Source organism: Stenotrophomonas sp. ZAC14D2_NAIMI4_6, assembly GCF_003086875.1.
Classification (GTDB): domain Bacteria; phylum Pseudomonadota; class Gammaproteobacteria; order Xanthomonadales; family Xanthomonadaceae; genus Stenotrophomonas.
In genome coordinates this window covers 760544-781722 of sequence record NZ_CP025996.1, presented here as the reverse complement: position 1 = coordinate 781722, position 21179 = coordinate 760544, and the positions used below count along the sequence as shown (strand labels likewise).

Annotated in this window: 17 protein-coding genes; 1 reads left to right on the top strand and 16 read right to left on the bottom strand. The window is 67.1% G+C overall.

The annotated features are described in order from the left end of the window. Positions 1-157: 157 nt before the first annotated feature. Both secA and C1933_RS03360 read right to left on the bottom strand, forming a co-directional pair. Positions 158-2890: a preprotein translocase subunit SecA gene (gene secA / locus C1933_RS03365; protein WP_108752184.1), complete on the bottom strand. Its 2733-nt coding sequence runs from the start codon at positions 2888-2890 to the stop codon at positions 158-160. Positions 2891-3089: 199 nt separating this feature from the next. Continuing rightward, positions 3090-4043, bottom strand: coding sequence for a M23 family metallopeptidase (locus tag C1933_RS03360; protein WP_108752183.1), 954 nt, complete (start codon positions 4041-4043; stop codon positions 3090-3092). A gap of 12 nt (positions 4044-4055) precedes the next feature. Here C1933_RS03360 and C1933_RS03355 point away from each other — a divergent pair, with 12 nt between their 5' ends. After that, complete coding sequence (locus tag C1933_RS03355; RefSeq protein WP_108748535.1) at positions 4056-4505, top strand: DUF721 domain-containing protein; 450 nt, start codon at positions 4056-4058, stop codon at positions 4503-4505. A 282-nt stretch (positions 4506-4787) separates the two neighbouring features. Here the strand turns inward: C1933_RS03355 and lpxC are convergent, their stop codons facing one another. The 14 genes from lpxC to rsmH form a co-directional block, all read right to left on the bottom strand. Further along, positions 4788-5699 carry a UDP-3-O-acyl-N-acetylglucosamine deacetylase gene (gene lpxC / locus C1933_RS03350; RefSeq protein ID WP_108748534.1) on the bottom strand — a complete coding sequence of 304 codons (912 nt, stop codon included), beginning with the start codon at positions 5697-5699 and terminating at the stop codon, positions 4788-4790. 180 nt (positions 5700-5879) lie between these two features. Further along, a complete protein-coding gene (gene ftsZ / locus C1933_RS03345) occupies positions 5880-7115 on the bottom strand; it encodes a cell division protein FtsZ (protein WP_108748533.1) in 1236 nt (411 codons plus the stop codon). Between the two features lie 167 nt (positions 7116-7282). Further along, entirely contained in the window at positions 7283-8518 is a 1236-nt protein-coding gene (gene ftsA / locus C1933_RS03340) for a cell division protein FtsA (protein WP_079220634.1), read from the bottom strand. Beyond that, positions 8515-9261: a cell division protein FtsQ/DivIB gene (locus tag C1933_RS03335; protein ID WP_108748532.1), complete on the bottom strand. Its 747-nt coding sequence runs from the start codon at positions 9259-9261 to the stop codon at positions 8515-8517. Before C1933_RS03335 ends, ftsA begins: the two co-directional genes overlap by 4 nt. Then, a complete protein-coding gene (locus C1933_RS03330) occupies positions 9258-10220 on the bottom strand; it encodes a D-alanine--D-alanine ligase (RefSeq protein ID WP_108752182.1) in 963 nt (320 codons plus the stop codon). Before C1933_RS03330 ends, C1933_RS03335 begins: the two co-directional genes overlap by 4 nt. Beyond that, positions 10217-11653 (bottom strand): UDP-N-acetylmuramate--L-alanine ligase, encoded by a 1437-nt coding sequence (gene murC, locus C1933_RS03325; protein WP_108752181.1) that lies wholly within the window; start codon positions 11651-11653, stop codon positions 10217-10219. The genes C1933_RS03330 and murC overlap by 4 nt, the downstream gene beginning before the upstream one ends. 40 nt (positions 11654-11693) lie before the next feature. Then, positions 11694-12791: an undecaprenyldiphospho-muramoylpentapeptide beta-N-acetylglucosaminyltransferase gene (gene murG, locus C1933_RS03320; RefSeq protein ID WP_108752180.1), complete on the bottom strand. Its 1098-nt coding sequence runs from the start codon at positions 12789-12791 to the stop codon at positions 11694-11696. Further along, on the bottom strand, positions 12788-14128 hold the full coding sequence (gene ftsW, locus C1933_RS03315; RefSeq protein WP_108752179.1) for a putative lipid II flippase FtsW: 1341 nt from the start codon (positions 14126-14128) through the stop codon (positions 12788-12790). The genes murG and ftsW overlap by 4 nt, the downstream gene beginning before the upstream one ends. A 2-nt stretch (positions 14129-14130) precedes the next feature. After that, positions 14131-15216, bottom strand: coding sequence for a phospho-N-acetylmuramoyl-pentapeptide-transferase (gene mraY, locus C1933_RS03310; RefSeq protein WP_108752178.1), 1086 nt, complete (start codon positions 15214-15216; stop codon positions 14131-14133). Further along, a complete protein-coding gene (gene murF, locus C1933_RS03305) occupies positions 15206-16600 on the bottom strand; it encodes a UDP-N-acetylmuramoyl-tripeptide--D-alanyl-D-alanine ligase (RefSeq protein ID WP_108752177.1) in 1395 nt (464 codons plus the stop codon). The genes mraY and murF overlap by 11 nt, the downstream gene beginning before the upstream one ends. After that, positions 16597-18096, bottom strand: coding sequence for a UDP-N-acetylmuramoyl-L-alanyl-D-glutamate--2,6-diaminopimelate ligase (locus C1933_RS03300; protein ID WP_108752176.1), 1500 nt, complete (start codon positions 18094-18096; stop codon positions 16597-16599). The genes murF and C1933_RS03300 overlap by 4 nt, the downstream gene beginning before the upstream one ends. Then, positions 18093-19940, bottom strand: a complete 1848-nt coding sequence (locus C1933_RS03295) for a penicillin-binding protein 2 (protein ID WP_108752175.1) — start codon at positions 19938-19940, stop codon at positions 18093-18095. The genes C1933_RS03300 and C1933_RS03295 overlap by 4 nt, the downstream gene beginning before the upstream one ends. Next, the gene (ftsL, locus tag C1933_RS03290) at positions 19937-20200 is read right to left on the bottom strand and encodes a cell division protein FtsL (protein ID WP_108748523.1); all 264 of its coding nucleotides are present in this window, start codon (positions 20198-20200) and stop codon (positions 19937-19939) included. The genes C1933_RS03295 and ftsL overlap by 4 nt, the downstream gene beginning before the upstream one ends. Continuing rightward, positions 20197-21165: a 16S rRNA (cytosine(1402)-N(4))-methyltransferase RsmH gene (rsmH, locus tag C1933_RS03285; protein ID WP_108752174.1), complete on the bottom strand. Its 969-nt coding sequence runs from the start codon at positions 21163-21165 to the stop codon at positions 20197-20199. The genes ftsL and rsmH overlap by 4 nt, the downstream gene beginning before the upstream one ends. Positions 21166-21179: the final 14 nt, after the last annotated feature.

The following is a 21179-nucleotide window of genomic DNA, read 5'->3' as shown; positions in this document are numbered from 1 at the left end:
GGCACGGGTCTGACTTTGCTGTGGGGGTTGCCCCGACACATGGGTCAGATAAATCTGAAAACTCTTGTTATGGGAAATGGCTCACAAGACGCATCTGCCAGAACGAAAAAAGCCCCGCATTTGCGGGGCTTTTGCGACTCAGCTCGGTTTACTCAGCTCAGCTCAGCTGACCGTGGCAGTGCTTGAACTTCTTGCCACTGCCGCACGGGCACGGGTCGTTACGGCCGACCTTCGGTTCGTCGCGCTGGCGCTGCGCCACGCCCTGCTGTGCGGCCTGCACCTGGGCGGCTTCTTCGTCGGCGCTGTAGCCGCCGGCATCCTGGTGCTGGAACTGCGACTGGCTCAGGCGCGCCTGCGCCTGCTGGCGTTCGGCCGCTTCCAGCGCCTGCACTTCCTCGTCGCTGCGGATACGTACGCGGGCCAGCAGGGTCACCACTTCGCGCTTCACGTTTTCCAGCATGTCCGAGAACAGCTCGAAGGCTTCCTTCTTGTATTCCTGCTTGGGCTGCTTCTGTGCGTAGCCGCGCAGGTAGATGCCCTGGCGCAGGTAGTCCATGCGGGCCAGGTGTTCCTTCCAGCTCTGGTCCAGCACGGTCAGCATCACGTGCTTTTCCAGCGCACGCATGGTCTCTTCGCCCACGCCGGCTTCCTTCTCGGCGAAGTGCTGGTTCACGCGCTCCAGCACCTTGGCGGCAATGGCTTCGGCGTCCAGTTCTTCGTGCGACTTGACCATGTCGACCAGCGACATCTGCAGGCCGAAATCCGATTCCAGGGTAGCTTCCAGGCCGCGCAGGTCCCACTGTTCGTCGATCGAGTTCGGCGGCACGAAGCGCGCCACCACGTCGAAGATCACATCGTCGCGGATGCCATCGACGTTGTCCTTCACCGACTCGGCGTCCAGCAGTTCATCGCGCTGGGAATAGATCACCTTGCGCTGGTCATTGTTGACGTCGTCGAAGTCCAGCAGGTTCTTGCGGATGTCGAAGTTGTGCGCTTCCACCTTGCGCTGCGCCTTCTCGATCTGGCGGCTGACCAGGCGGTCTTCGATGACGTCGTCTTCCTTCATGCCCATCATGCGCATGGCCTTCTGCACCCAGTCAGAGGCGAAGATGCGCATCAGGTTGTCTTCCAGCGACAGGTAGAAGCGGGACGAACCCGGGTCACCCTGGCGGCCGGAACGACCGCGCAGCTGGTTGTCGATACGGCGCGATTCGTGGCGTTCGGTACCGACGATGTGCAGGCCGCCAGCGGCCTTCACTGCATCGTGGCGCTTCTGCCATTCGGCCTTGATCGCGGCCTTCTGCTCGTCGGTCGCGCCTTCGCCCAGCTCGTGGATTTCCGCTTCCAGCGAACCGCCCAGCACGATGTCGGTACCACGGCCGGCCATGTTGGTGGCGATGGTCACGGCGGCCGGGCGACCGGCGTTGGCAACGATGGTCGCTTCGCGGTCATGCTGCTTGGCGTTGAGCACTTCGTGCTTCACACCGGCCTTGCGCAGGTGCTCGGACAGCATTTCCGAGGTTTCGATCGAGGTGGTACCCACCAGCACCGGCTGGCCGCGCTTGGCGCATTCTTCGATGTCGGCCAGCACCGCATTGAACTTGCCCTTGCGGTTCAGGAACACCTGGTCCGGACTGTCCTTGCGGATGGTCGGGCGGTTGGTCGGAATGACCACCACTTCCAGGCCGTAGATGCTCTGGAATTCGAATGCTTCGGTATCGGCCGTACCGGTCATGCCGGACAGCTTCTTGTACATGCGGAACAGGTTCTGGAAGGTGATGCTGGCCAGCGTCTGGTTCTCGCGCTGTACCGGCACGCCTTCCTTCGCTTCCACGGCCTGGTGCAGGCCGTCGGACCAGCGGCGGCCGGACAGGGTACGACCGGTGAACTCATCGACGATGACCACTTCGCCGTCGCGCACGATGTAGTCCACGTCACGCTGGTAGATGGCGTGCGCGCGCAGTGCGGCATTCAGATGGTGGACCACGGTCAGGTTCTGCGCCGCGTACAGGCCTTCGGTCTGGCCGTCGAGGATGCCGGCGTCGACCAGCAGCTGCTCGGCGTGCTCCATGCCCGCTTCGGACAGGTGCACCTGCTTGCCCTTTTCGTCGACCCAGAAGTCGCCTTCGCCGTCTTCGGCTTCCTGCTTCACCAGGTTCGGCACGATGCGGTTCACCCGGATGTACAGCTCCGGGGAATCGTCGGCCGGGCCGGAGATGATCAGCGGGGTACGGGCTTCGTCGATCAGGATGGAGTCGACTTCGTCGACGATGGCGTAGTGCAGGCCGCGCTGGTAGCGGTCGGCCTTGGACAGCGCCATGTTGTCGCGCAGGTAGTCGAAACCGAATTCGTTGTTGGTGCCGTAGGTGATGTCGGCGGCGTAGGCTTCGCGCTTGTCGCTGTGCGGCATGCCCGGGTACACCACGCCCACGCTCAGGCCCAGCCAGTTGTACAACTTGCCCATCTGCGCGGCGTCGCGGCGGGCCAGGTAGTCGTTCACGGTGACCACGTGCACGCCCTTGCCTTCCAGCGCGTTCAGGTACACCGGCAGGGTCGCCACCAGGGTCTTGCCTTCACCGGTGCGCATTTCTGCGATCTTGCCCAGGTGAAGCACCATGCCGCCGATCAGCTGCACGTCGTAGTGGCGCATGCCCAGCACGCGGCGGCCGGCTTCGCGGCAGACCGCGAAGGCTTCGGGCAGCACCTTGTCCAGGGCTTCACCGCCGGCGATGCGCTGCTTGAACTCCGGCGTCTTGGCCTGCAGCTGCTCGTCGGAAAGCTTCTCGATCTCCGGCTCCAGCGCATTGATCTTGGCGACGATGCGGTTGAGCTGGCGCAGCTGTCGTTCGTTACGACTGCCAAATACGCGGGTAAGCAGGCTGTTGATCATTGAAGGAACCGGGTTGGATGGACACAGCGGCCCGGTCATCCCCTGGGGATCCGTCCGCCGCAAACGAAACAGGGCGCCTGGCGCCCTGTCGATGGCAACACCCATTGTAGCTTGGGACGGGCGGCAGGGGTTTCAACCCTTGCGCGATGGGGTCAGAGCCCTTCCGCGTTGCGGAAGGGATCCGACCCCGGACGGGGGCTCAGCCGCGGCTGATACGGCCCACCGGCGTGTTGCCGCCGTCACCCAGGAACTTGCGCGGGTTGACCACGTTGCCGTTTTCCCAGACTTCGAAGTGCACGTGGGCACCGGTCGAGCGGCCGGTGGAACCGGCCTTGGCCACTTCCTGGCCGGCGCGCACCAGGTCGCCCACCTTCACCACCAGGCGCGAATTGTGCGCATAGCGGGTCACGTAGCCGTTGCCATGGTCCACGTCGACCACGTTGCCGTAGCCGCCCTTCACCCCGGAGAAGCTGACCACGCCATCGGCCACCGACATCACCGGGTCACCGACGCGGGCGTGGAAGTCCATGCCCTTGTGGGTGGCGGCACCGCGACCGAACGGGTCGGCACGGGTACCGAAGTTGGACGTAATGTAGGTGTTGCGGATCGGCATGCGCGAGGGCACGGCGTTCTGCTGCAACTGGTGGTCGAACATCAGCGATTCCATCACCGACAACTGGCGGCCTGAAGCAGCGAAGCGCTGCTCCAGCACCTGTAAGTCGGCGTTGACGTCCTTCACCGGGATGTCCGCGGTCGGGCCGCCGGCATCGCCGTCACCCAGGCCGGGGGTCTCGTTGAAGTCGAATTCGCCGTCTTCCAGCTTGCCCATCTGGGTCAGCCGTTCGCCCAGCGCGTTCAGGCGGGTGGCCTGGGCCTGCAGCTCGCCCATGCGCGCGGCCAGTGCGTTGACCTGGGTCTGCGCATCGCGCTGGACCTTGGCCAGCTCGGCCTCCTGGCGGTCGACCTTGGCCTGCAGGCGCGAGTCGTTCAGCGCACTGGCGCCGAAGCCGCCGGCAAGGCCGATAATGCAGCCTACCCCGAGCACGCTGCCCAGCAGGGCGCGGGGGCGGTCCTCGAAGTAGAACCGCAGACGCGTGAGCGGCGATTTGGCCTGACGTTCACGCGTTTTGATTACGATCTTTTTGAATGCCATCAGTGAGTTTTCATGTCTGAGCCGAAATCCAGCGTTCGCCCTGCGTCCAAGCCGAAACCGGCCCTGGATGCAGTGATGGCGGACAAAAGCGGGAACCCGCTGCGGCGTGCCTTGTGGCTCGACGCGCTGGACCGTCAGTTGCGCCCCCAACTGCCGCCCCCGCTGCGCAACCGTTGCCGGTTGGCCAATGTGGACGGCGAACACCTCGTTTTTCTCGTCGAATCCCCGGTCTGGCATGCCAAGTTGCGGCTTGCCGAAGCCCAGTTGCTCGACGCGGCCCGGTCCATCGGGCTGAAGGCCACCAAGGTGACCATCAAGACTGCGTCTCCCACTCCCTCGCGCTCCCCAGCGCACGACAACCGGAATGGCCCCCACGCAGTTTCAGCCGCCACGCACAAAGGGCTACGCGACGCCTTGGCAGCCTTGCAGGATGTCCCCGGTAAAACGGGAAAAGGGTCCTGATGGCAGCGGAGCATCCGGCTCCGCTCCCCGTCGCGCGTGTCACCGCAGCGTGAAACATTTTCGGGGGCCGGGTCGCATCCTAGCGGCACCCCGTGGTCGAGTCGTTAGATTGTTGTTAAAACAACGTTAAATTCAGGCTTTCGATCGGCCGGGTTCACAAAACCGTGACCCGGTGAGCGCATTCACGTCACGCTTCACGGCGCCGGTCGGCAGCGGCCACGGAAACGACAACGCCGCCCTGGAAGGCGGCGTCGTTTCTATTCAATTCAACAACTTAAGCGATCACGCGTAGGCCGGCATGGCATACACCACCGGGTCTTCCACGCTGGGCGATTCATAGGTCACCCATTCCCAGGCGGTGGCATCAGCCATCAGCGCGCGCACCAGCTTGTTGTTGAGCGCGTGGCCCGACTTGAAGCCCTCGTAGGCCCCCAACACCTGGCCACCGGCCAGATAAAGATCGCCAATGGCGTCAAGAATCTTGTGGCGCACGAATTCGTCGGCGTAGCGCAGGCCGTCTTCGTTCAATACACGGAACTCGTCCAGCACGATGGCGTTGTCCATCGAACCGCCCAGGCCCAGGTTGCGCTCGCGCATGTATTCCAGGTCGCGCATGAAACCGAAGGTGCGCGCGCGGGAGATTTCCTTGGTGTAGGCCTGTGTGGAGAACTCGATTTCCTGGCGCGACTGCTTGGCCGGAATCATCGGGTGGTCGAACTGGATGGTGAAGCCCAGCTTGTAGCCCTCGTACGGGGTGAAGCGGGCCACCTTGTCGCCCTCGGTCACTTCCACGGTCTTCAGCACGCGGATGAAGCGCTTGGGCGCGTTCTGTTCCACGATGCCGGCCGACTGCAGCAGGAACACGAACGGCCCGGACGAACCGTCCATGATCGGCAGTTCCGGCGAGGACAGTTCGACGATGATGTTGTCCACACCCAGGCCGGCCAGGGCCGACATCAGGTGTTCGACAGTCTGGATCTTGGCGTCGTTGCAGGTCAGGCCGGTGCACAGGGTCACTTCGGTGACCAGTTCGGCCTTGGCGGGCACTTCCACCACCGGGTCCAGATCGACGCGACGGAACACGATGCCATGGTTGACCGGTGCCGGGCGCAGGGTCATGTAGACCTTGTCACCGCTGTGCAGGCCAACGCCGGTGGCGCGGATCGTGTTCTTGAGAGTGCGTTGCTGGATCATGGGGGGCAGACCGGAAGTGACACACTAGATTAACACGCAGGGTCCCATACCCCGGCTGAAACGCCGTGTAGACGCCGGTGGGACGCGCGAAGCAAGGCGGCCGGGCCCATCCTGGCCCGGCGCCTGCGTTTCAGGACATGGTGGCGCAACCCGGGGGGGACAAGCCCCGGGCTACCCCGCTCAGTCCGCCTGGCGGCGCAGGAACGCCGGGATGTCCAGGTAGTCGTTGGGCAGTTCGGCGGCCGCCGGCGACGAAGCGCTCGGTGCCGACGGGGTGGACGCGGCCACGCTGTCGCTGCTGGCACGGCGCAGGCCCAGGCCCATGCCGCCCACGGCCTTGGACACCGCATCGCCGCCGTTGTCGAAGTCGCCGAATTCCGGCTGGCCGGTGGTGGCGTTGCGCACCAGCTTGATCGGCGCACGCTCGCCCGGGCGCTGGCTCTTGCTGGCTGACACGCGGTTCAGGCCAGTGGCCACCACGGTCACGCGCACTTCGTCCTGCATGTCCGGGTCCAGCACGGTGCCGACCACCACGGTGGCGTCTTCGGAAGCGAAGCCATCGATGGTGCGGCCGATCTCGTCGAACTCGGCCATGGTGAAGTCGGCGCCGGCGGTGATGTTGACCAGGATGCCGTTGGCACCGGCCAGGTTCACATCGTCCAGCAGCGGGTTCTGGATGGCCGATTCAGCGGCGGCCTGGGCGCGGTCATCGCCACGGGCGGTGCCGGTACCCATCATCGCCAGGCCCATTTCGGACATGACGGTGCGCACGTCGGCGAAGTCGACGTTGATCAGGCCCGGGCGCACGATCAGATCGGCGATGCCCTGCACGGCGCCCTGCAGCACGTCGTTGGCAGCGCGGAACGCCTGGATCATGGTGGCGTTGCGGCCCAGCACGGTGATCAGCTTTTCATTGGGAATGGTGATCAGCGAGTCGCAGTGCTGGCTCAGTTCCTCGATGCCCTTCAGTGCCACCTGCATGCGGCGACGGCCTTCGAACGGGAACGGCTTGGTGACCACGGCCACGGTCAGGATGCCCATTTCCTTGGCCAGCTGGGCCACCACCGGTGCCGCACCGGTGCCGGTGCCGCCGCCCATGCCGGCGGTGATGAACACCATGTCCGCGCCCTGCAGGGCGTCCATGATGCGCTCGCGGTCTTCCAGCGCGGCCTGGCGGCCCACTTCCGGGTTCGCGCCTGCGCCCAGGCCCTTGGTCACGTTGGTACCCAGCTGCAGCTGCAGCTTGGCACCGCAATTCTTGATGGCCTGCGAGTCGGTGTTGGCGGTGATGAATTCCACGCCATCCACTGCCGAGTTGACCATGTGCGCCACGGCATTGCCGCCGCCGCCGCCCACGCCAACCACCTTGATCACCGCATTGGGTGCCATCTTTTCGATCAGTTCAAAATGCGCCATGTCCGTGTCCTCGTTGTATCCGCTTTCGGTGGCATGGGCGTTCAGGCCTCCTGCCTTTGCGCGTCATGTTGCCGTTGCGGCTGTGTGGGTTGTGTGTTGCCTTGAAGCGGTACTGCAGGTGTTGCGGGTGTTGCGACCGGGCACGCCCGGGTGCTGCAGGTTGCGCGTCAGAACTCGCCGCGGAACCAGGTCTTCAATTTCTTGAACATGCTGCCGGCGCGCCCGGTGGGCAGCGACGGGCGGCGCGGGTGTTCGTTCTGGCTGCCCATCAGCAGCAGGCCCACGCCGGTGGCATGCACTGGGTTGCCCACCACTTCGCCCAGTCCGGTCACGTGCTGCGGAATGCCCACGCGTACCGGCATCTGCAGCATTTCCTCGGCCAGTTCCACCACGCCTTCCATCTTCGATGCACCACCGGTCAGCACCAGGCCGGCACGCACCAGTTCCTCGAAGCCGGAGCGGCGCAGTTCGGCCTGCACCATCTCGAAGATTTCCTCGTAACGGCCCTGCACCGCCTGCGCCAGCGAATGGCGCGGCATGCGGCGCGGCGGGCGGTCGCCCACCGACGGCACCTGGATGCTTTCCTCGGCGGTGGCCAGCTGGGCCAGGGCGCAGGCGTAGCGCACCTTGATCTGCTCGGCCTCCGGGGTGGGCGTGCGCAGCATGTGCGCGATGTCATTGGTCACGTGGTCGCCGGCGATCGGCAGCGATGCGGTGTGGCAGATCGCACCCTGCACGAACACCGCGATATCGGTGGTGCCCGCGCCCATGTCCACCAGCACCACGCCCAGCTCCTTTTCGTCGGCGGTCAGCACCGCCACGCTGGACGCCAGCGAGGACAGCACCAGGTCGTCCACCTGCAGGCCGCAGCGCTGCACGCACTTGCTGATGTTGGCCGCGGCCGACTGCGCGCACACCACCAGGTGCGCATGCACCTCCAGGCGCACGCCGGTCATGCCCACCGGGTTGCGGATGCCTTCCTGCGAATCATCCAGCACGTATTCGCGCGGAATGGCGTGCAGGATCTTCTGGTCGGCCGGAATGGCCACCGCCTTGGCCGCATCCAGCACGCGATCCAGGTCGCCCCAGGTCACTTCACCGTCGCGGATCGGCACGATGCCCGGCGAGTTCTTGCACTGCACGTGGTTGCCGGAAATGGAGGCGTAGACCGAGCGGATCTCGCAGCCGGCCATCAGCTCGGCTTCTTCCACCGCACGCTGGATCGACTGCACGGTCGATTCGATGTCCACCACCACGCCGCGCTTCAAGCCGCGCGATTCATGCGAGCCGATGCCGATCACTTCGATCGGGTTGCCCGGCGAATACTCGCCCACCAGCGCCACCACCTTGGAGGTGCCGATATCCAGGCCGACGATCAGCGATTTGTCACCCTTGCGATTCATGTCCTTTCCTGCGTCCTTCGTGCCGGGGTGGCCGGCGCGTCGGCCGGGGGCGGGGTGCCCCAGCTCAACGTGAAACCATTGGTATAGCGGAGGTCCGCCCGTTCAATCGGTGCGGCCTGGTTGGCCAGCTGCGGCAGCACGCGCACGAAGCGCTGCAGGCGCGAGCGGGCATCGTCGCGGCCCACCACCACTTCGGTGCCATTGCTCAGCAGCAGCGACCAGCTGCCGCGCGCATCCATGCTCAGCCGGCGCACATCCACGCCGGCCGGCGCAAACAACGCGCGCGAATCGTTGTAGAGCTTCACCACTTCTTCGGTCTGGCTGTCCGGGCCGTCCAGCTCGGGCAGCTGCAGGTCGGCCAGCTTCTTCGGCGTGGGGAACAGCTTGCCCTGCTCGGACAGCAGGCGGTCGTTGCCCCAGCGGGCGAACGGCTTGTGTTCGACCAGGGTCACTTCCAGCACATCCGGCCACTGCTTGCGCACGCGCGCGCTTTCCACCCAGGGCAGCTTTTCCAGCGCGTCCTGCGCATCCTGCAGCTTCACCGCGAAGAAACCGGCGTGTGCATACGGCAGCAGCACCTGCTGCAGCTGTTCCGGCGGCACACGCTTGAACTCACCGTGCACACGCAGCTTCGCCAGCGGCCAGCGCTCGGCGCCAACCCAGCCATTGACCACGGCCACCACCGGCAGTGCTACCACCGACAGCGCCAACAGCCAGACGAAGATGCGCAGCACCGCGTTCATGCGTGCGATGCCTCCAGGGTCTGTTCCAGCACGCGCCACACCAGTTCCTCGAAACCGATGCCGGCCTGTGCTGCCGCCTTGGGCACCAGCGAATGACTGGTCATGCCCGGGGCGGTGTTCACTTCCAGCAGGAAGAAGCGGCCGCTGGCACGGTCACGCATCACGTCCACCCGGCCCCAGCCACGGCAGCCCGCCGCGCGGAAGGCGGCCAGCGCGATGCGGCCGATCTCTTCCTCGTCGGCGCCGTCCAGGCCCGGGCACAGGTACTGGGTGTCTTCGGCAATGTACTTGGCGTTGTAGTCGTACCACTGGCCCTTGGGCACGATGCGGATCGACGGCAGCGCCACATCGCCCAGGATGGCCACGGTCAGTTCGTCGCCCAGCACCATCTGTTCCATCAGCAGCTGGCCGTCGTAGCGCGCAGCCAAGGCCACTGCTTCGTCCAGGCCGGCGTCGTCGGTCACCCGGCTGATGCCCACGCTGGACCCTTCGTTGGCCGGCTTGACCACCACCGGCAGGCCCAGCTCGGCTGCGTTCGCATGCACGTTTTCCGCGGTCACCTTGCGGTACTGCGGGGTCGGCAGGCCCAGCGACAGCCACACCTGCTTGGTGCGGATCTTGTCCATGCTCAGTGCCGAACCCAGCACGTTGGAGCCGGTGTACGGCACGCCGAAGGCATCCATCAGGCCCTGCACGATGCCGTCCTCACCGCCACCGTTGTGGCCGTGCAGGATGTTGAACACGCGGTCGATGCCACCGCCGGCCAGGGCCTTGGCCAGCGCCGGAATGCCATCGACGGCGAAGGCATCGACGCCGCGCGCCTGCAGCGCTTCCAGCACATTGCGGCCGGAATCGAGCGAGACCTCGCGTTCACTGGACGTGCCGCCCAGCAGCACGGCCACGCGGCCGAACACGGCCGGGTCGGTGCTGCGCAGCGGCGGGAAGGTCAGCGTGCTCACGCCTGGCCCTCCGTCTTGAAGCCTTCCACCGCGATCTGGCTGGCCACGGCGCCAATGTCGCCGGCACCCATCATCAGCAGCAGGTCACCGTCCTGCAGCACGTCCGGCAGCACGCTGGCCAGCTCGGCGGCCTTGCCCACCACCACCGGCTCGCTGCGGCCGCGCGCACGGATGGCGCGGGCCAGCGCATGCGAATCGGCACCGGCGATCGGTTCCTCACCTGCCGGGTAGACCTCGCTCAGCACCAGCGCATCCACGCTGGACAGCACCGCTGCGAACTTGTCGAACTGGTCGCGGGTACGGCTGTAACGGTGTGGCTGGAAGGCCACGACCAGACGCTTGTCGGTCCAGCCGCCGCGCGCCGCGGCGAACACTGCCTCCAGCTCGCTGGGGTGGTGGCCGTAGTCGTCGATGATGCGCACCTTGGCGCCGCTGGCGGTGGTCACTTCACCCAGATCGTTGAAGCGACGGCCGACGCCGGCGAAGCTTTCCAGCGCACGCGCAATCGCGTCCGGCGCCACGCCCAGCTGCCAGCCCACCGCCGCAGCGGCCAGGGCGTTCAGCACGTTGTGCTTGCCCGGCAGGGCCAGCACCACTTCCTGGCTGGTGCCCTGCGGCAGGCGCAGGGTGAAGCGCATGCGCGAACCTTCCTGCACCACGTTTTCCGCACGCACGTCGGCCTGCGGGCTCATGCCGTAGCTCATCACGTGGCGCGGGGTCTTGGCGGCCAGCGCGGCCACTTCCGGGTCGTCGATGCACAGCACGGCCAGGCCGTAGAACGGCAGGCGCTGCAGGAACTCGGCGAAGGCCGCCTGCACGCGGGCGAAGTCGTTGCCGTAGTTTTCCAGGTGGTCAGCATCGATGTTGGTGATGATCGACATCAGCGGGTTCAGGCGCAGAAAGCTGCCATCGCTTTCGTCGGCCTCGGCCACCAGCCACTGGCCACCGCCCAGCTTGGCGTTGGCACCGGCGGCCAGCAGCTGGCCACCGATCACGAACGTCGGGTCCAGGCCGCCTTCGCTCAGTACCGCCGCGGTCAGGCTGGTGGTGGTGGTCTTGCCATGGGTGCCGGCCACGGCGATGCCGCGGCGGAAGCGCATCAGCTCGGCCAGCATGGCCGCGCGCGGCATGATCGGAATGCGCTGGCTGCGCGCTTCCATCAGCTCGGGGTTGTCTTCGCGGATGGCGCTGGACACCACCACGCAGTCGGTGCCCAGCACGTTGGCCGCCGAATGGCCGCGCATGATGCGCGCCCCCAGACCGGCCAGGCGGCGGGTGGCCGCGTTGTCGGCGTTGTCCGAACCGGACACTTCGTAGCCCAGCGTCAGCATCACTTCGGCGATGCCGCTCATGCCGGTGCCGCCGATGCCGACGAAATGCACGCGCGGGAACGCGCGCACCAGATCGTTGGTGTCGTGCAGGCGGCGGATCATGCGCGGCCTCGCGCGTGGCAGGCGCTATGGCAGGCCTTCTTCATACTGCTTCCTCAAGAATGATATCGGCGATGCGCTCGGCGGCATCGACCTTGGCCAGGGCACGCGCGGCTTGCGCCATCTGCATGCGGCGGGCGGGATTTTCGGACAGTTCGCGCAGCAGTGCGGCAATGCCGTCGGCCAGCGTTCCGTCCTGCTTCAGCAACACGGCCGCGTTGCGCTCCACCAGGTACTCCGCGTTGCGGGTCTGGTGGTCATCAACGGCGGCGGGGAATGGCACCAGCACGCTGCCCACGCCCACCGCGCACAGTTCGGCCAGGGTGGACGCGCCGGAACGGCACACCACCAGGTCGGCCCAGGCGAAGGCGTCGGCCATGTCGGCGATGAACGGGGTGATCTCAGCCTGCACACCGGCCTTGGCATACGCTTCGACCGCTTCGGCGTGCATCTTCTCGCCGCTCTGGTGGCGCACCTGCACCGCCACGCCGGCGCCCAGCGCGGCAATGGCCTGCGGAACGCCGGTGTTCAGCGCACGTGCGCCCTGGCTGCCACCGACCACCAGTACGCGCAGCGGACCGTGACGGTCGGCGAAGCGCTGTTCCGGCGGTGCGATGGCGGCGATTTCCGCGCGCACCGGATTGCCGACGAACTCCTCGCCCTTGGCGAAGGTCCCGGGGAAGCCGGTCAGCAGGCGGCGCGCGTAGCGTGACAGGATGCGGTTGGTCAGGCCCGGCGCACGGTTCTGTTCGTGCACGATCAGCGGCAGGCCATGCAGGCGCGTGGCCATGCCACCGGGACCGGACGCGAAGCCACCGAAGGCGACCACGGCACGCGGCTGGCGCTGGCGGATGATCATGCCGGCCGCACGCAGCGCGCGCATCAGCCGCCACGGTGCGGCCAGCAGGGCCAGCTTGCCCTTGCCGCGCAGCCCGGTGATGGCCAGCGTATCGATGTGGATGCCGTGCTGCGGCACCAGGCGGGTTTCCATCGCGCCGTCGGCGCCCATCCAGGTGACCGGCACGCCACGCTCGCGCAACACGCGGGCCACGGCCAGGCCGGGGAAGATGTGACCGCCGGTACCACCGGCGAGGATCATCACCGGGCGGTTGCTGGCCGTGGTGGTCGGGGCGGCGCTCATGACAGCCTCCCGAAGGTCGGTTCAATGCGCGACTGCAGGCGGCTGGTGCCGCGCGCGGCTGCAGCCGGGGCCGCCGCGGCCGCCGTGCTGGCCGCAGCGTTGGCCACCGAAGGCGCCGCTGCCGGTGCGGCCGGGGCTGCCGGCGCGGTGGCCACGGCCAACGGCATGCCTTCGTCGGCCGCGCCGATGCGCACGGCCTGGCGGCGCTCGGCGCGCTTCAGTTCATAGGACACGCGCAGCAGCAGGCCCATCGCCACGCAGGTCATCAGCACCGACGAACCGCCGGACGAGATCAGCGGCAGGGTCAGGCCCTTGGTCGGCAGGATGCCCAGGTTCACGCCGATCGAAACGAAGGTCTGCATGCTGATCCACAGACCGATGCCGAAGGCGATGTAACCGGAGAAGTGGCGCTTCATTTCCACGCAGCGCATGCCCAGCCAGAAGGTGCGGCCCACCAGCAGCGCGTACAGGGCGATGATCACGCAGGTGCCCAGGAAGCCGAATTCCTCGGCGGTGACCGAGAAAATGAAGTCGGTATGCGCTTCGGGCAGGTAGTACAGCTTCTGCACCGAATTGCCCAGGCCCACGCCGGTCCACTCACCGCGGCCCACCGCCATCAGCGCGTTGGACAGCTGGTAGCCGTCGCCCTGCTGGTCGGCCCACGGGTCCAGGAACGAGGTGATGCGGCGCATGCGGTACGGCTCGATGATGGCCAGTGCGCTCATGCCCACCAGACCGATCACCACCGGCATCGACATGCGCGGCATGTTCACCCCGCCCAGAACGAGCATGCCGGCGGTGATGGCCAGCAGCAGGGTGGACGAACCGAAGTCGGGCTGCAGCAGCAGCAGCACCACCAGTGCACCGGCCACGCCCAGCGGCTTCAGCATGGCCGGCCAGGTCGCGTTCACTTCATCGCGGAAGCGCACCAGGTAGCTGGACAGCCAGACGATGTAGAGCACCTTCACCGCTTCCACGGTCTGGAACTTGGAAATACCCAGGTTGATCCAGCGGCGGGCGCCGTTCACGCTGCTGCCCAGGCCGGGAATGAACACCACCAGCAGCAGCGCGAAGCAGCCCAGCAGCAGCACCTGGTTGTACTGCTCGATCGACTTCAGTTCGGTGCGCGCGGCGATGACCGCCAGCACGATGCCCACCGCCAGGAAGATCAGGTGGCGGTTGAGGTAGTAGAACGGGCTGCTCATCAGCGCGATCGAACTGGACGCCACCATCACCACGCCCACGCCCGTGAGCGCGATGATCGCGCCCAGCAGCCACTTGTCGTAGCTGCCTTCGATGGCTTCAAGGCGGGTTGCCTGGCGGGACAGGTCGTTCATGCTCAGCGCACCTTCAACGTGGCCAGGCCGATCAGCACCAGCACCACCGAGATGATCCAGAAGCGCACGATCACGCGCGGCTCGGGCCAGCCCTTCAGTTCGAAGTGGTGGTGGATGGGCGCCATGCGGAACACGCGCTTGCCGGTCAGCTTGAACGAGGCGACCTGGATCATCACCGACAGCGTTTCGATGACGAACACGCCGCCCATGATCACCAGCACCAGCTCCTGGCGGGTGATCACTGCGATCGTGCCCAGCACCGCGCCCAACGACAGCGCGCCGATGTCGCCCATGAAGACCATGGCCGGATAGGTGTTGAACCACAGGAAGCCCAGGCCCGCGCCGGCAATGGCCGCGCAGATGATGACCAGCTCACCGGCGCCGGGAATCTGCGGAATCTGCAGGTAGTTGGCGAACACCACGTTGCCCGACGCATAGGCGAACACGCCCAGCGCGCAGGCCACCAGCACCGTGGGCATGATCGCCAGGCCGTCCAGGCCGTCGGTCAGGTTCACCGCATTGGAGAAGCCGACGATCCAGAAATAGGCGATGGCCACGAAGCCGATGCCGGCCAGCGGCAACGCCACCGACTTGAACATCGGGATGTAGAAGGTCAGCGCCGCCGGCACATCGGCGGTCTGGAACAGGAAGATGCCCGCGGCCAGGCCGAAGATCGACTGCAGCAGGTACTTCCAGCGCGACTTCAGACCGTTCGGGTCGCGGCGCACGATCTTGATCCAGTCGTCGTACCAGCCGATGGCACCGAAGCACAGCATCACGGCCAGCACCAGCCACACGTAGCGGTTGCGCAGGTCGGCCCACATCAGCACCGACAGGGTGACGGTGAGCAGGATCAGCGAACCGCCCATGGTGGGCGTGCCGGCCTTGGAGAAGTGGGTCTGCGGGCCATCGGTACGGATCGGCTGGCCGCCCTTGAACTGGGCCAGCCGGCGGATCACCGCCGGGCCAAGCCACAGCGACAGGAACAGCGCCGTCAGCGCGGCCAGGATCGCGCGGAAGGTCTGGTAGTTGAACAGCCCGAACAGGCTCTCCAACTGCTGCAACCATCGAGCCAGTTCATACAACATGCGGGGATTCCTCTCCTTGCGCCAGCAGCGCTTTGACGATCAGGTCCATGGCACTGCCACGGGAACCCTTGACCAGGCAGCGCACACCAGCGTGCAACTCGTCCTGCAGCGCCTTCGACAGCGCATCATGGGTGGCGAAATGGCGGCCACCTTCACCGAAGGCAACCGCGGCGGCGGCGCTGAGCGGGCCCAGCGCGTACAGACGCTTCAGACCGGCCGCGCGGGCGCGCAGGCCGGCCTGCGCGTGCAGGGCCTCGGCATCGGGGCCCAGCTCGCGCATGTCACCCAACACCAGCCAACCCTCTTCCGGCGCAGCGGCCAGGGCATCGATGGCCGCAGCCAGCGAACCGGGGTTGGCGTTGTAGCTGTCATCGACCAGCACCGCACCGCTGTGCAGGGTGTGGGCGATCTGGCGGCCCGGCACCGGCTGCGCGGTGGCCAGGCCGGCGGCCACCAGGTCCAGGCCGATGCCTGCACCCAGCGCCAGGCTGGCAGCGGCCAGCGCATTGCTGATGTTGTGGCGGCCGGGCAGACCCAGCACCACGCCCACCTCGCCCTGCGGCGCAACCAAGGTGAACTGGCTGCCCTGCGCACCGGCGCGGATATCGCGCGCGGTGACGTCGGCGCTGTGGTCCAGGCCGTAGCGCAGCACACGGCAGCGCGCCGGGGTACCGACGAAATGCTGTTCGAACCAGCGGCCGTAGGCATCGTCCACGTTGATTACCGCCACGCCATCGGCCGGCAGTGCCGCGTAGATCGCGCCCTTGGTGACCGCCACGCCGAGCAGGCTGCCCATGCGTTCCAGGTGCGCCGGAGCGATGTTGTTGACCAGCGCATAGCGCGGGCGGGCGATGTCGGTCAGGTAGGCAATGTCGCCCGGCTTGCCGGCGCCCATCTCGTAGACGGCGTAGTCGGCATCTTCCGGTGCATCGATCACCGCCAGCGGCAGGCCGATCTCGTTGTTGCGGTTGCCGGGGTTGGCGTACACCACCTTGTGGGCGTGCGCGGCCACCTGCTGCAGGATCGACAGCAACAGGCTCTTCACGCTGGTCTTGCCGTTGCTGCCGGTGATCGCGAACACCTCGGTGCGACGGTCGCGCTGCATGCCGGCGGCGATCTTCGCCAGGGCCAGTTCGCTGTCAGCCACCAGCACCTGCGGCACGTCCAGCGGCAGCAGGCGCTCGACCAGCAGCGCACTGGCGCCGCGTGCCTGCGCGTCGGCGGCGAAGTCATGGCCGTCGAAACGCTCGCCGCGCAGGGCCACGTACAGGCTGCCCGCACCCAGGCTGCGGGTGTCATTGCTGACCGCGTCGATGGCCACGTCGTCGCCGTGGATCTCGCCACCGGCCCAGTGTGCGATCAGCGAAAGCAGGGTGCGCTTCATGCCGCACCCTCCCCGGCCAGCACACCGGCCTTGGCGGCCAGCGCCGCGGCCGACACTTCGGTGTCATCGAAGTCGTGGCGCACGCCGTTCACTTCCTGGTAGGGCTCGTGGCCCTTGCCGGCGATCAGGATGATGTCGCCCGCAGCGGCACGCTTCACGGCCAGGCCGATCGCCCGCGCGCGGCTGCGCTGCACGGTCACGGCCGAGGCATCGGTGAAGCCGGCCAGGATGTCGGCCACGATCGCGTCGCCGTCTTCGCCACGCGGGTTGTCGTCGGTCACGATGACCTGGTTGGCCAGGCGCTCGGCAATGGCCGCCATCTGCGGGCGCTTGCCGGTATCGCGCTCGCCACCGCAGCCGAACACGCAGTACAACGTGCCCTGCAGGTGGCCGTGCAGGCTTTCAAGCGCCTGTTCCAGCGCATCGGGGGTGTGTGCGTAGTCGACCACCACGGTGGGCAGGCCGTTCTCGCCGCCCAGGCGGTTCATGCGGCCGCGGATCGGCTGCAGCGCCGACAGCACGGCGGCGATGCGCTGCAGCGGCTGACCCAGCGCATGCAGGCTGCCGGCCACGGCCAGCAGGTTGTCCACGTTGAAGCGGCCCAGCAGCGGCGACTGCACCGCAGCGCGTGCGCCGTCGATCACCAGTTCGAAGCCGATGCCGCGGCCATCCAGCTGCAGGGCTTCGGCACGCACGCGGGCGCCCTCGGCGCCACGCGAACTCAGGCCAATGGGCTGCACGCCGGCCGGCAGACCCGCAAACAGCTGGCGACCGAACGCATCGTCCAGGTTCACCACCGCGGCCTTCAGGCCCGGGCGGTGGAACAGGCGTGCCTTGGCCGCGCCGTAGCTGGCCATGTCGCCGTGGTAATCCAGATGGTCGCGGGTGAGGTTGGTGAACACCGCCACGTCGTAGTGCACCGCATCCACGCGGCCCTGGTCGAGCGCGTGCGAGCTCACTTCCATGGCCACGGCCTGCGCACCGTCGGCGCGCAGCTGCGCCAGCAGCGCATGCATCTGCAGCACCAGCGGGGTGGTGAAGCCGGTCGGTTCCACCGCGCCATAAAGACCGGCACCCAGGGTGCCGATACTTCCACTGGGCGTGCCGAGCAGGTGCCAGGCCTGGGCCAGCAGCTGCACGGTGGAGGTCTTGCCGTTGGTGCCGGTCACGCCCACCATGGTCATGGCGCGCGACGGCGCGCCATGGAACTGGTCAGCCATCGCGCCCAGGCGGGCACGCAGGCCGGGCACGGCGATGGCGTCGGCCGGCGCAGGCAGTTCGGCCGGGGCCGGCGGTTCAAACAGGATGGCGCTGGCACCGGCGGCACGCGCCTGGTCGACGAAGCCGAGGCCATGCGCGCCGAAGCCGGCAATCGCCACGAAGGCATTACCGGGGCGCACGGCACGGCTGTCCAGCACCAGGCCGGTCAGAACGGGATCGTTGCCCGCCAGGGCAACGTCGGGAAGCAACTGCGAAAGCAACATCGAAGGGCTCATTGCGTGCCTCCCGCGGGCGGGGCCGGCACATGGTTCTGCGCGCTGGGCAGCGCGGCGTCGAATTCGGCGGCGGCATCGGCCGGCAACGCGGTTTCAGCCGGCGGTGCCGGCAGGATGGACGCCGAATGGCCCATCTTTCCGGACTGCTGGGCGGCCAGCCACGACTGCAGGTCGTCCAGCGGCACATCCATCAGCCGCAGGGTGCCTTCCATCACGTTGTGGTACACCGGCGCCGAGACCAGACCGCCATAGAACTTGCCGCCCTGCGGGTCGTTGATGACGATGACGGTGGCAAAGCGCGGGTTGGTGGCCGGCACCACGCCGGCGAACAGCGAGTTGTAGTGGCCACGCTCATAGCCACCCGGGCCGGCCTTGCGCGCCGTACCGGTCTTGCCGGCCACGTGGTAGCCCAGCACCGCCGCCTGCTTGGCGCCGCCCTGGGTCACCACGGTTTCCATCATGGCCACCACTTCCTTGGCCACGGCCGGATCGATGATCTGCTTGCCTTCGTTGCGCTGGCCCTTCACGAAGGTCGGTGCGATCAGCTTGCCGCCGTTGGCCAGGGCCGAATAAGCCGTGGCGATCTGCAGCGGAGTGACATTCAGGCCATAGCCGTAGGACATGGTGGTCTTGGACGTACCCGACCAGCGCGCCGGGCGCAGCACCACGCCACCGGATTCACCGGGGAAACCACTGTGCGGCACCGAACCGTAACCGAAGCTGCGGATCGAATCGTAGAAGGTCTGGTCGGGCAGCTTGGCCGCAACCTTGGCAGCGCCCACGTTCGAACTGCGGGTGATCACGCCGGTCACGTTGAGCACGCCGTTGTTGCGCGGCACGTCGCGGATGGTGAAGCGGCCCAGGGTCATGTAGCCCGGGTTGGTGTCGATGATGGTGTCCTTGGTCACCACCCCGGCCTGCAGCGCCGTGGCAATGGTCAGCGGCTTCATCGTCGAGCCCGGCTCGACCAGGTCGGTCACGGCGCGGTTGCGACGCGTGTCCGGCACCGCACCGTTCAGCGAATTCGGGTTGTAGGTGGGCAGGTTGACCATGGCCAGGATCTCGCCGGTGGCCACGTCCATGATCACCATCGAACCGCCGGCCGCCTTGTTGGCCACCAGTGCGTTGCGCAGTTCCTTGAATGCCAGGTACTGGATGCGGCGATCGATGCTGAGGGTCAGGTCCTTGCCCGGCTCGGCGGCGCGCAGCAGATCGCTTTCCACCGTTTCGCCCTTGCGGTTGCGGATCACCCGCTTGGCGCCGGCCTTGCCGCGCAGCCATTCGTCGAAGGCCAGCTCCAGCCCTTCCTGGCCGCGGTCGTCGATGTTGGTGAAGCCCAGCACGTGCGCCATCGCTTCACCCTGCGGGTAGAAGCGGCGGAACTCGCGCTGCGCGGCCACGCCGGGAATCTTCAGCGCCACCACCTTCTCTGCCTCGTCCGGATTGATCCGGCGGCGCAGGTACATGAATTCCTTGTCCGACTTCTGCGACAGGCGGCTGCTCAGTTCGTCCACCGACATGCCCACGGCCTGGGCCAGCTCGGGAATGCGCTCGGGCGAGCGCAGCAGGTCCTGCGGGTTTACCCAGATCGAGGCGACCGGGGTGGACACCGCCAGCGGCTCGCCGTTGCGGTCGGTGATCATGCCGCGCGAGGTCTTGATCGGTAGCTCGCGCAGGTAACGCGCTTCGCCCTGGCGCTGGTAGAAGTCGGCGTTGACGATCTGCACGTAGGCGGCGCGACCGACCAGCGAGACCGAGCACAGGCCGAGCGCCAGGGCGACCCAGCGCAGGCGCTGGCGCAGGTTGAAGGCATTGCGCGGGCGGTTGCGGCCGGTCTTGCTCATGGGCGCACCACCACCACGTCGGCAGCTTCAGGGAACTTCATGCCCAGCTTTTCGCGCGCGATGCGGTCCACCCGGTTGGCCTCGGCCAGGGTGGCCTGTTCCAGCTGCAGGCGGCCGAACTCCAGGTTGATGTCATCGCGCGTGCGCTCGGCGCGCGACAGCTCGATGAACGTCTGCCGGTGACGGTGACGCACGAACACGACGCCGATCGCCGAGGCCACGGTGCAGGCCAACAGGATGATCAGCAGCAGCCGGCTCATGCATCGGCCTCCCGCTTCTGCGCCACGCGCAGCACGGCGCTGCGGGCACGCGGGTTGGCGGCCAGTTCTTCGTCGGTGGCCTTGATGGCACCGCCGATCAGATCCAGCGTCGGCACGAACACCTCAGCTTCGGGCAGGCGGCGGTTGGCCGGCGGCGCCTTGGCCAGGCGGTTCATGTACTGCTTGACGATGCGGTCTTCCAGCGAATGGAAGCTGATCACCGCCAGCCGGCCACCGGGCTTGAGCCGTTCCACGGCCGCATCCAGTCCGGCTTCCAGATCGGCCAGCTCGCGGTTGATGTGGATGCGGATGGCCTGGAAGCTGCGCGTGGCCGGGTGGATCTTGTCTTTGCCACGCGGCATCACCGAGGCGATCAGCTCGGCCAGTTCGGCGGTGCGGGTGAACGGCTGCTTCTCGCGGCGGGCCACGATGGCACGGGCGATGCGGCGGCTCTGCCGCTCCTCGCCGTAGGTCCACAGCACGTCAGCGATCTCGCGATCTTCCACGCGGTTGAGCCACTGCGCGGCGCTTTCACCGCTGTCCGGGTCCATGCGCATGTCCAGCGGGCCGTCCTTGCCGAAGCTGAAACCGCGTTCGGCCACGTCCAGCTGCGGCGAGGACACGCCCAGGTCGAACAGCACGCCGTCCAGGCCTTCGGCCGTCTCGTTCCACTGCAGCAGCTGGGCGAAGCTGCCACGGAAGATGGACACGCGCGGGTCCGGCGCGAAATCGCGCTCGGCAACGGCAATGGCTTCCGGATCCTTGTCCATGACCAGCAGGCGCCCCTCGGGACCGAGCTGGGTAAGCACGCCACGTGCATGACCGCCACGACCGAACGTGCCATCCAGATAACGTCCGTTTTCGATCACCCTCAGGCCTTCGATGACCTGGGTGTACAGGACCGGCAGGTGCACCGCCGGCGACTGCGACACCGGAAGGTGACCGGTCTGCGCTTCTGGGCGCATCCGGGCACCCCGGC

Excerpts from the sequence above, each read along its gene's own strand:
- secA (WP_108752184.1), bottom strand. The coding sequence starts at position 2,890 with ATGATCAACAGCCTGCTTACCCGCGTATTTGGCAGTCGTAACGAACGA.
- C1933_RS03360 (WP_108752183.1), bottom strand. The coding sequence starts at position 4,043 with ATGGCATTCAAAAAGATCGTAATCAAAACGCGTGAACGTCAGGCCAAA.
- C1933_RS03355 (WP_108748535.1), top strand. The coding sequence starts at position 4,056 with ATGTCTGAGCCGAAATCCAGCGTTCGCCCTGCGTCCAAGCCGAAACCG.
- lpxC (WP_108748534.1), bottom strand. The coding sequence starts at position 5,699 with ATGATCCAGCAACGCACTCTCAAGAACACGATCCGCGCCACCGGCGTT.
- ftsZ (WP_108748533.1), bottom strand. The coding sequence starts at position 7,115 with ATGGCGCATTTTGAACTGATCGAAAAGATGGCACCCAATGCGGTGATC.
- ftsA (WP_079220634.1), bottom strand. The coding sequence starts at position 8,518 with ATGAATCGCAAGGGTGACAAATCGCTGATCGTCGGCCTGGATATCGGC.
- C1933_RS03335 (WP_108748532.1), bottom strand. The coding sequence starts at position 9,261 with ATGAACGCGGTGCTGCGCATCTTCGTCTGGCTGTTGGCGCTGTCGGTG.
- murC (WP_108752181.1), bottom strand. The coding sequence starts at position 11,653 with ATGATCCGCCGCCTGCACGACACCAACGATCTGGTGCGCGCGTTCCCG.
- murG (WP_108752180.1), bottom strand. The coding sequence starts at position 12,791 with ATGAGCGCCGCCCCGACCACCACGGCCAGCAACCGCCCGGTGATGATC.
- ftsW (WP_108752179.1), bottom strand. The coding sequence starts at position 14,128 with ATGAACGACCTGTCCCGCCAGGCAACCCGCCTTGAAGCCATCGAAGGC.
- mraY (WP_108752178.1), bottom strand. The coding sequence starts at position 15,216 with ATGTTGTATGAACTGGCTCGATGGTTGCAGCAGTTGGAGAGCCTGTTC.
- murF (WP_108752177.1), bottom strand. The coding sequence starts at position 16,600 with ATGAAGCGCACCCTGCTTTCGCTGATCGCACACTGGGCCGGTGGCGAG.
- C1933_RS03300 (WP_108752176.1), bottom strand. The coding sequence starts at position 18,096 with ATGAGCCCTTCGATGTTGCTTTCGCAGTTGCTTCCCGACGTTGCCCTG.
- C1933_RS03295 (WP_108752175.1), bottom strand. The coding sequence starts at position 19,940 with ATGAGCAAGACCGGCCGCAACCGCCCGCGCAATGCCTTCAACCTGCGC.
- ftsL (WP_108748523.1), bottom strand. The coding sequence starts at position 20,200 with ATGAGCCGGCTGCTGCTGATCATCCTGTTGGCCTGCACCGTGGCCTCG.
- rsmH (WP_108752174.1), bottom strand. The coding sequence starts at position 21,165 with ATGCGCCCAGAAGCGCAGACCGGTCACCTTCCGGTGTCGCAGTCGCCG.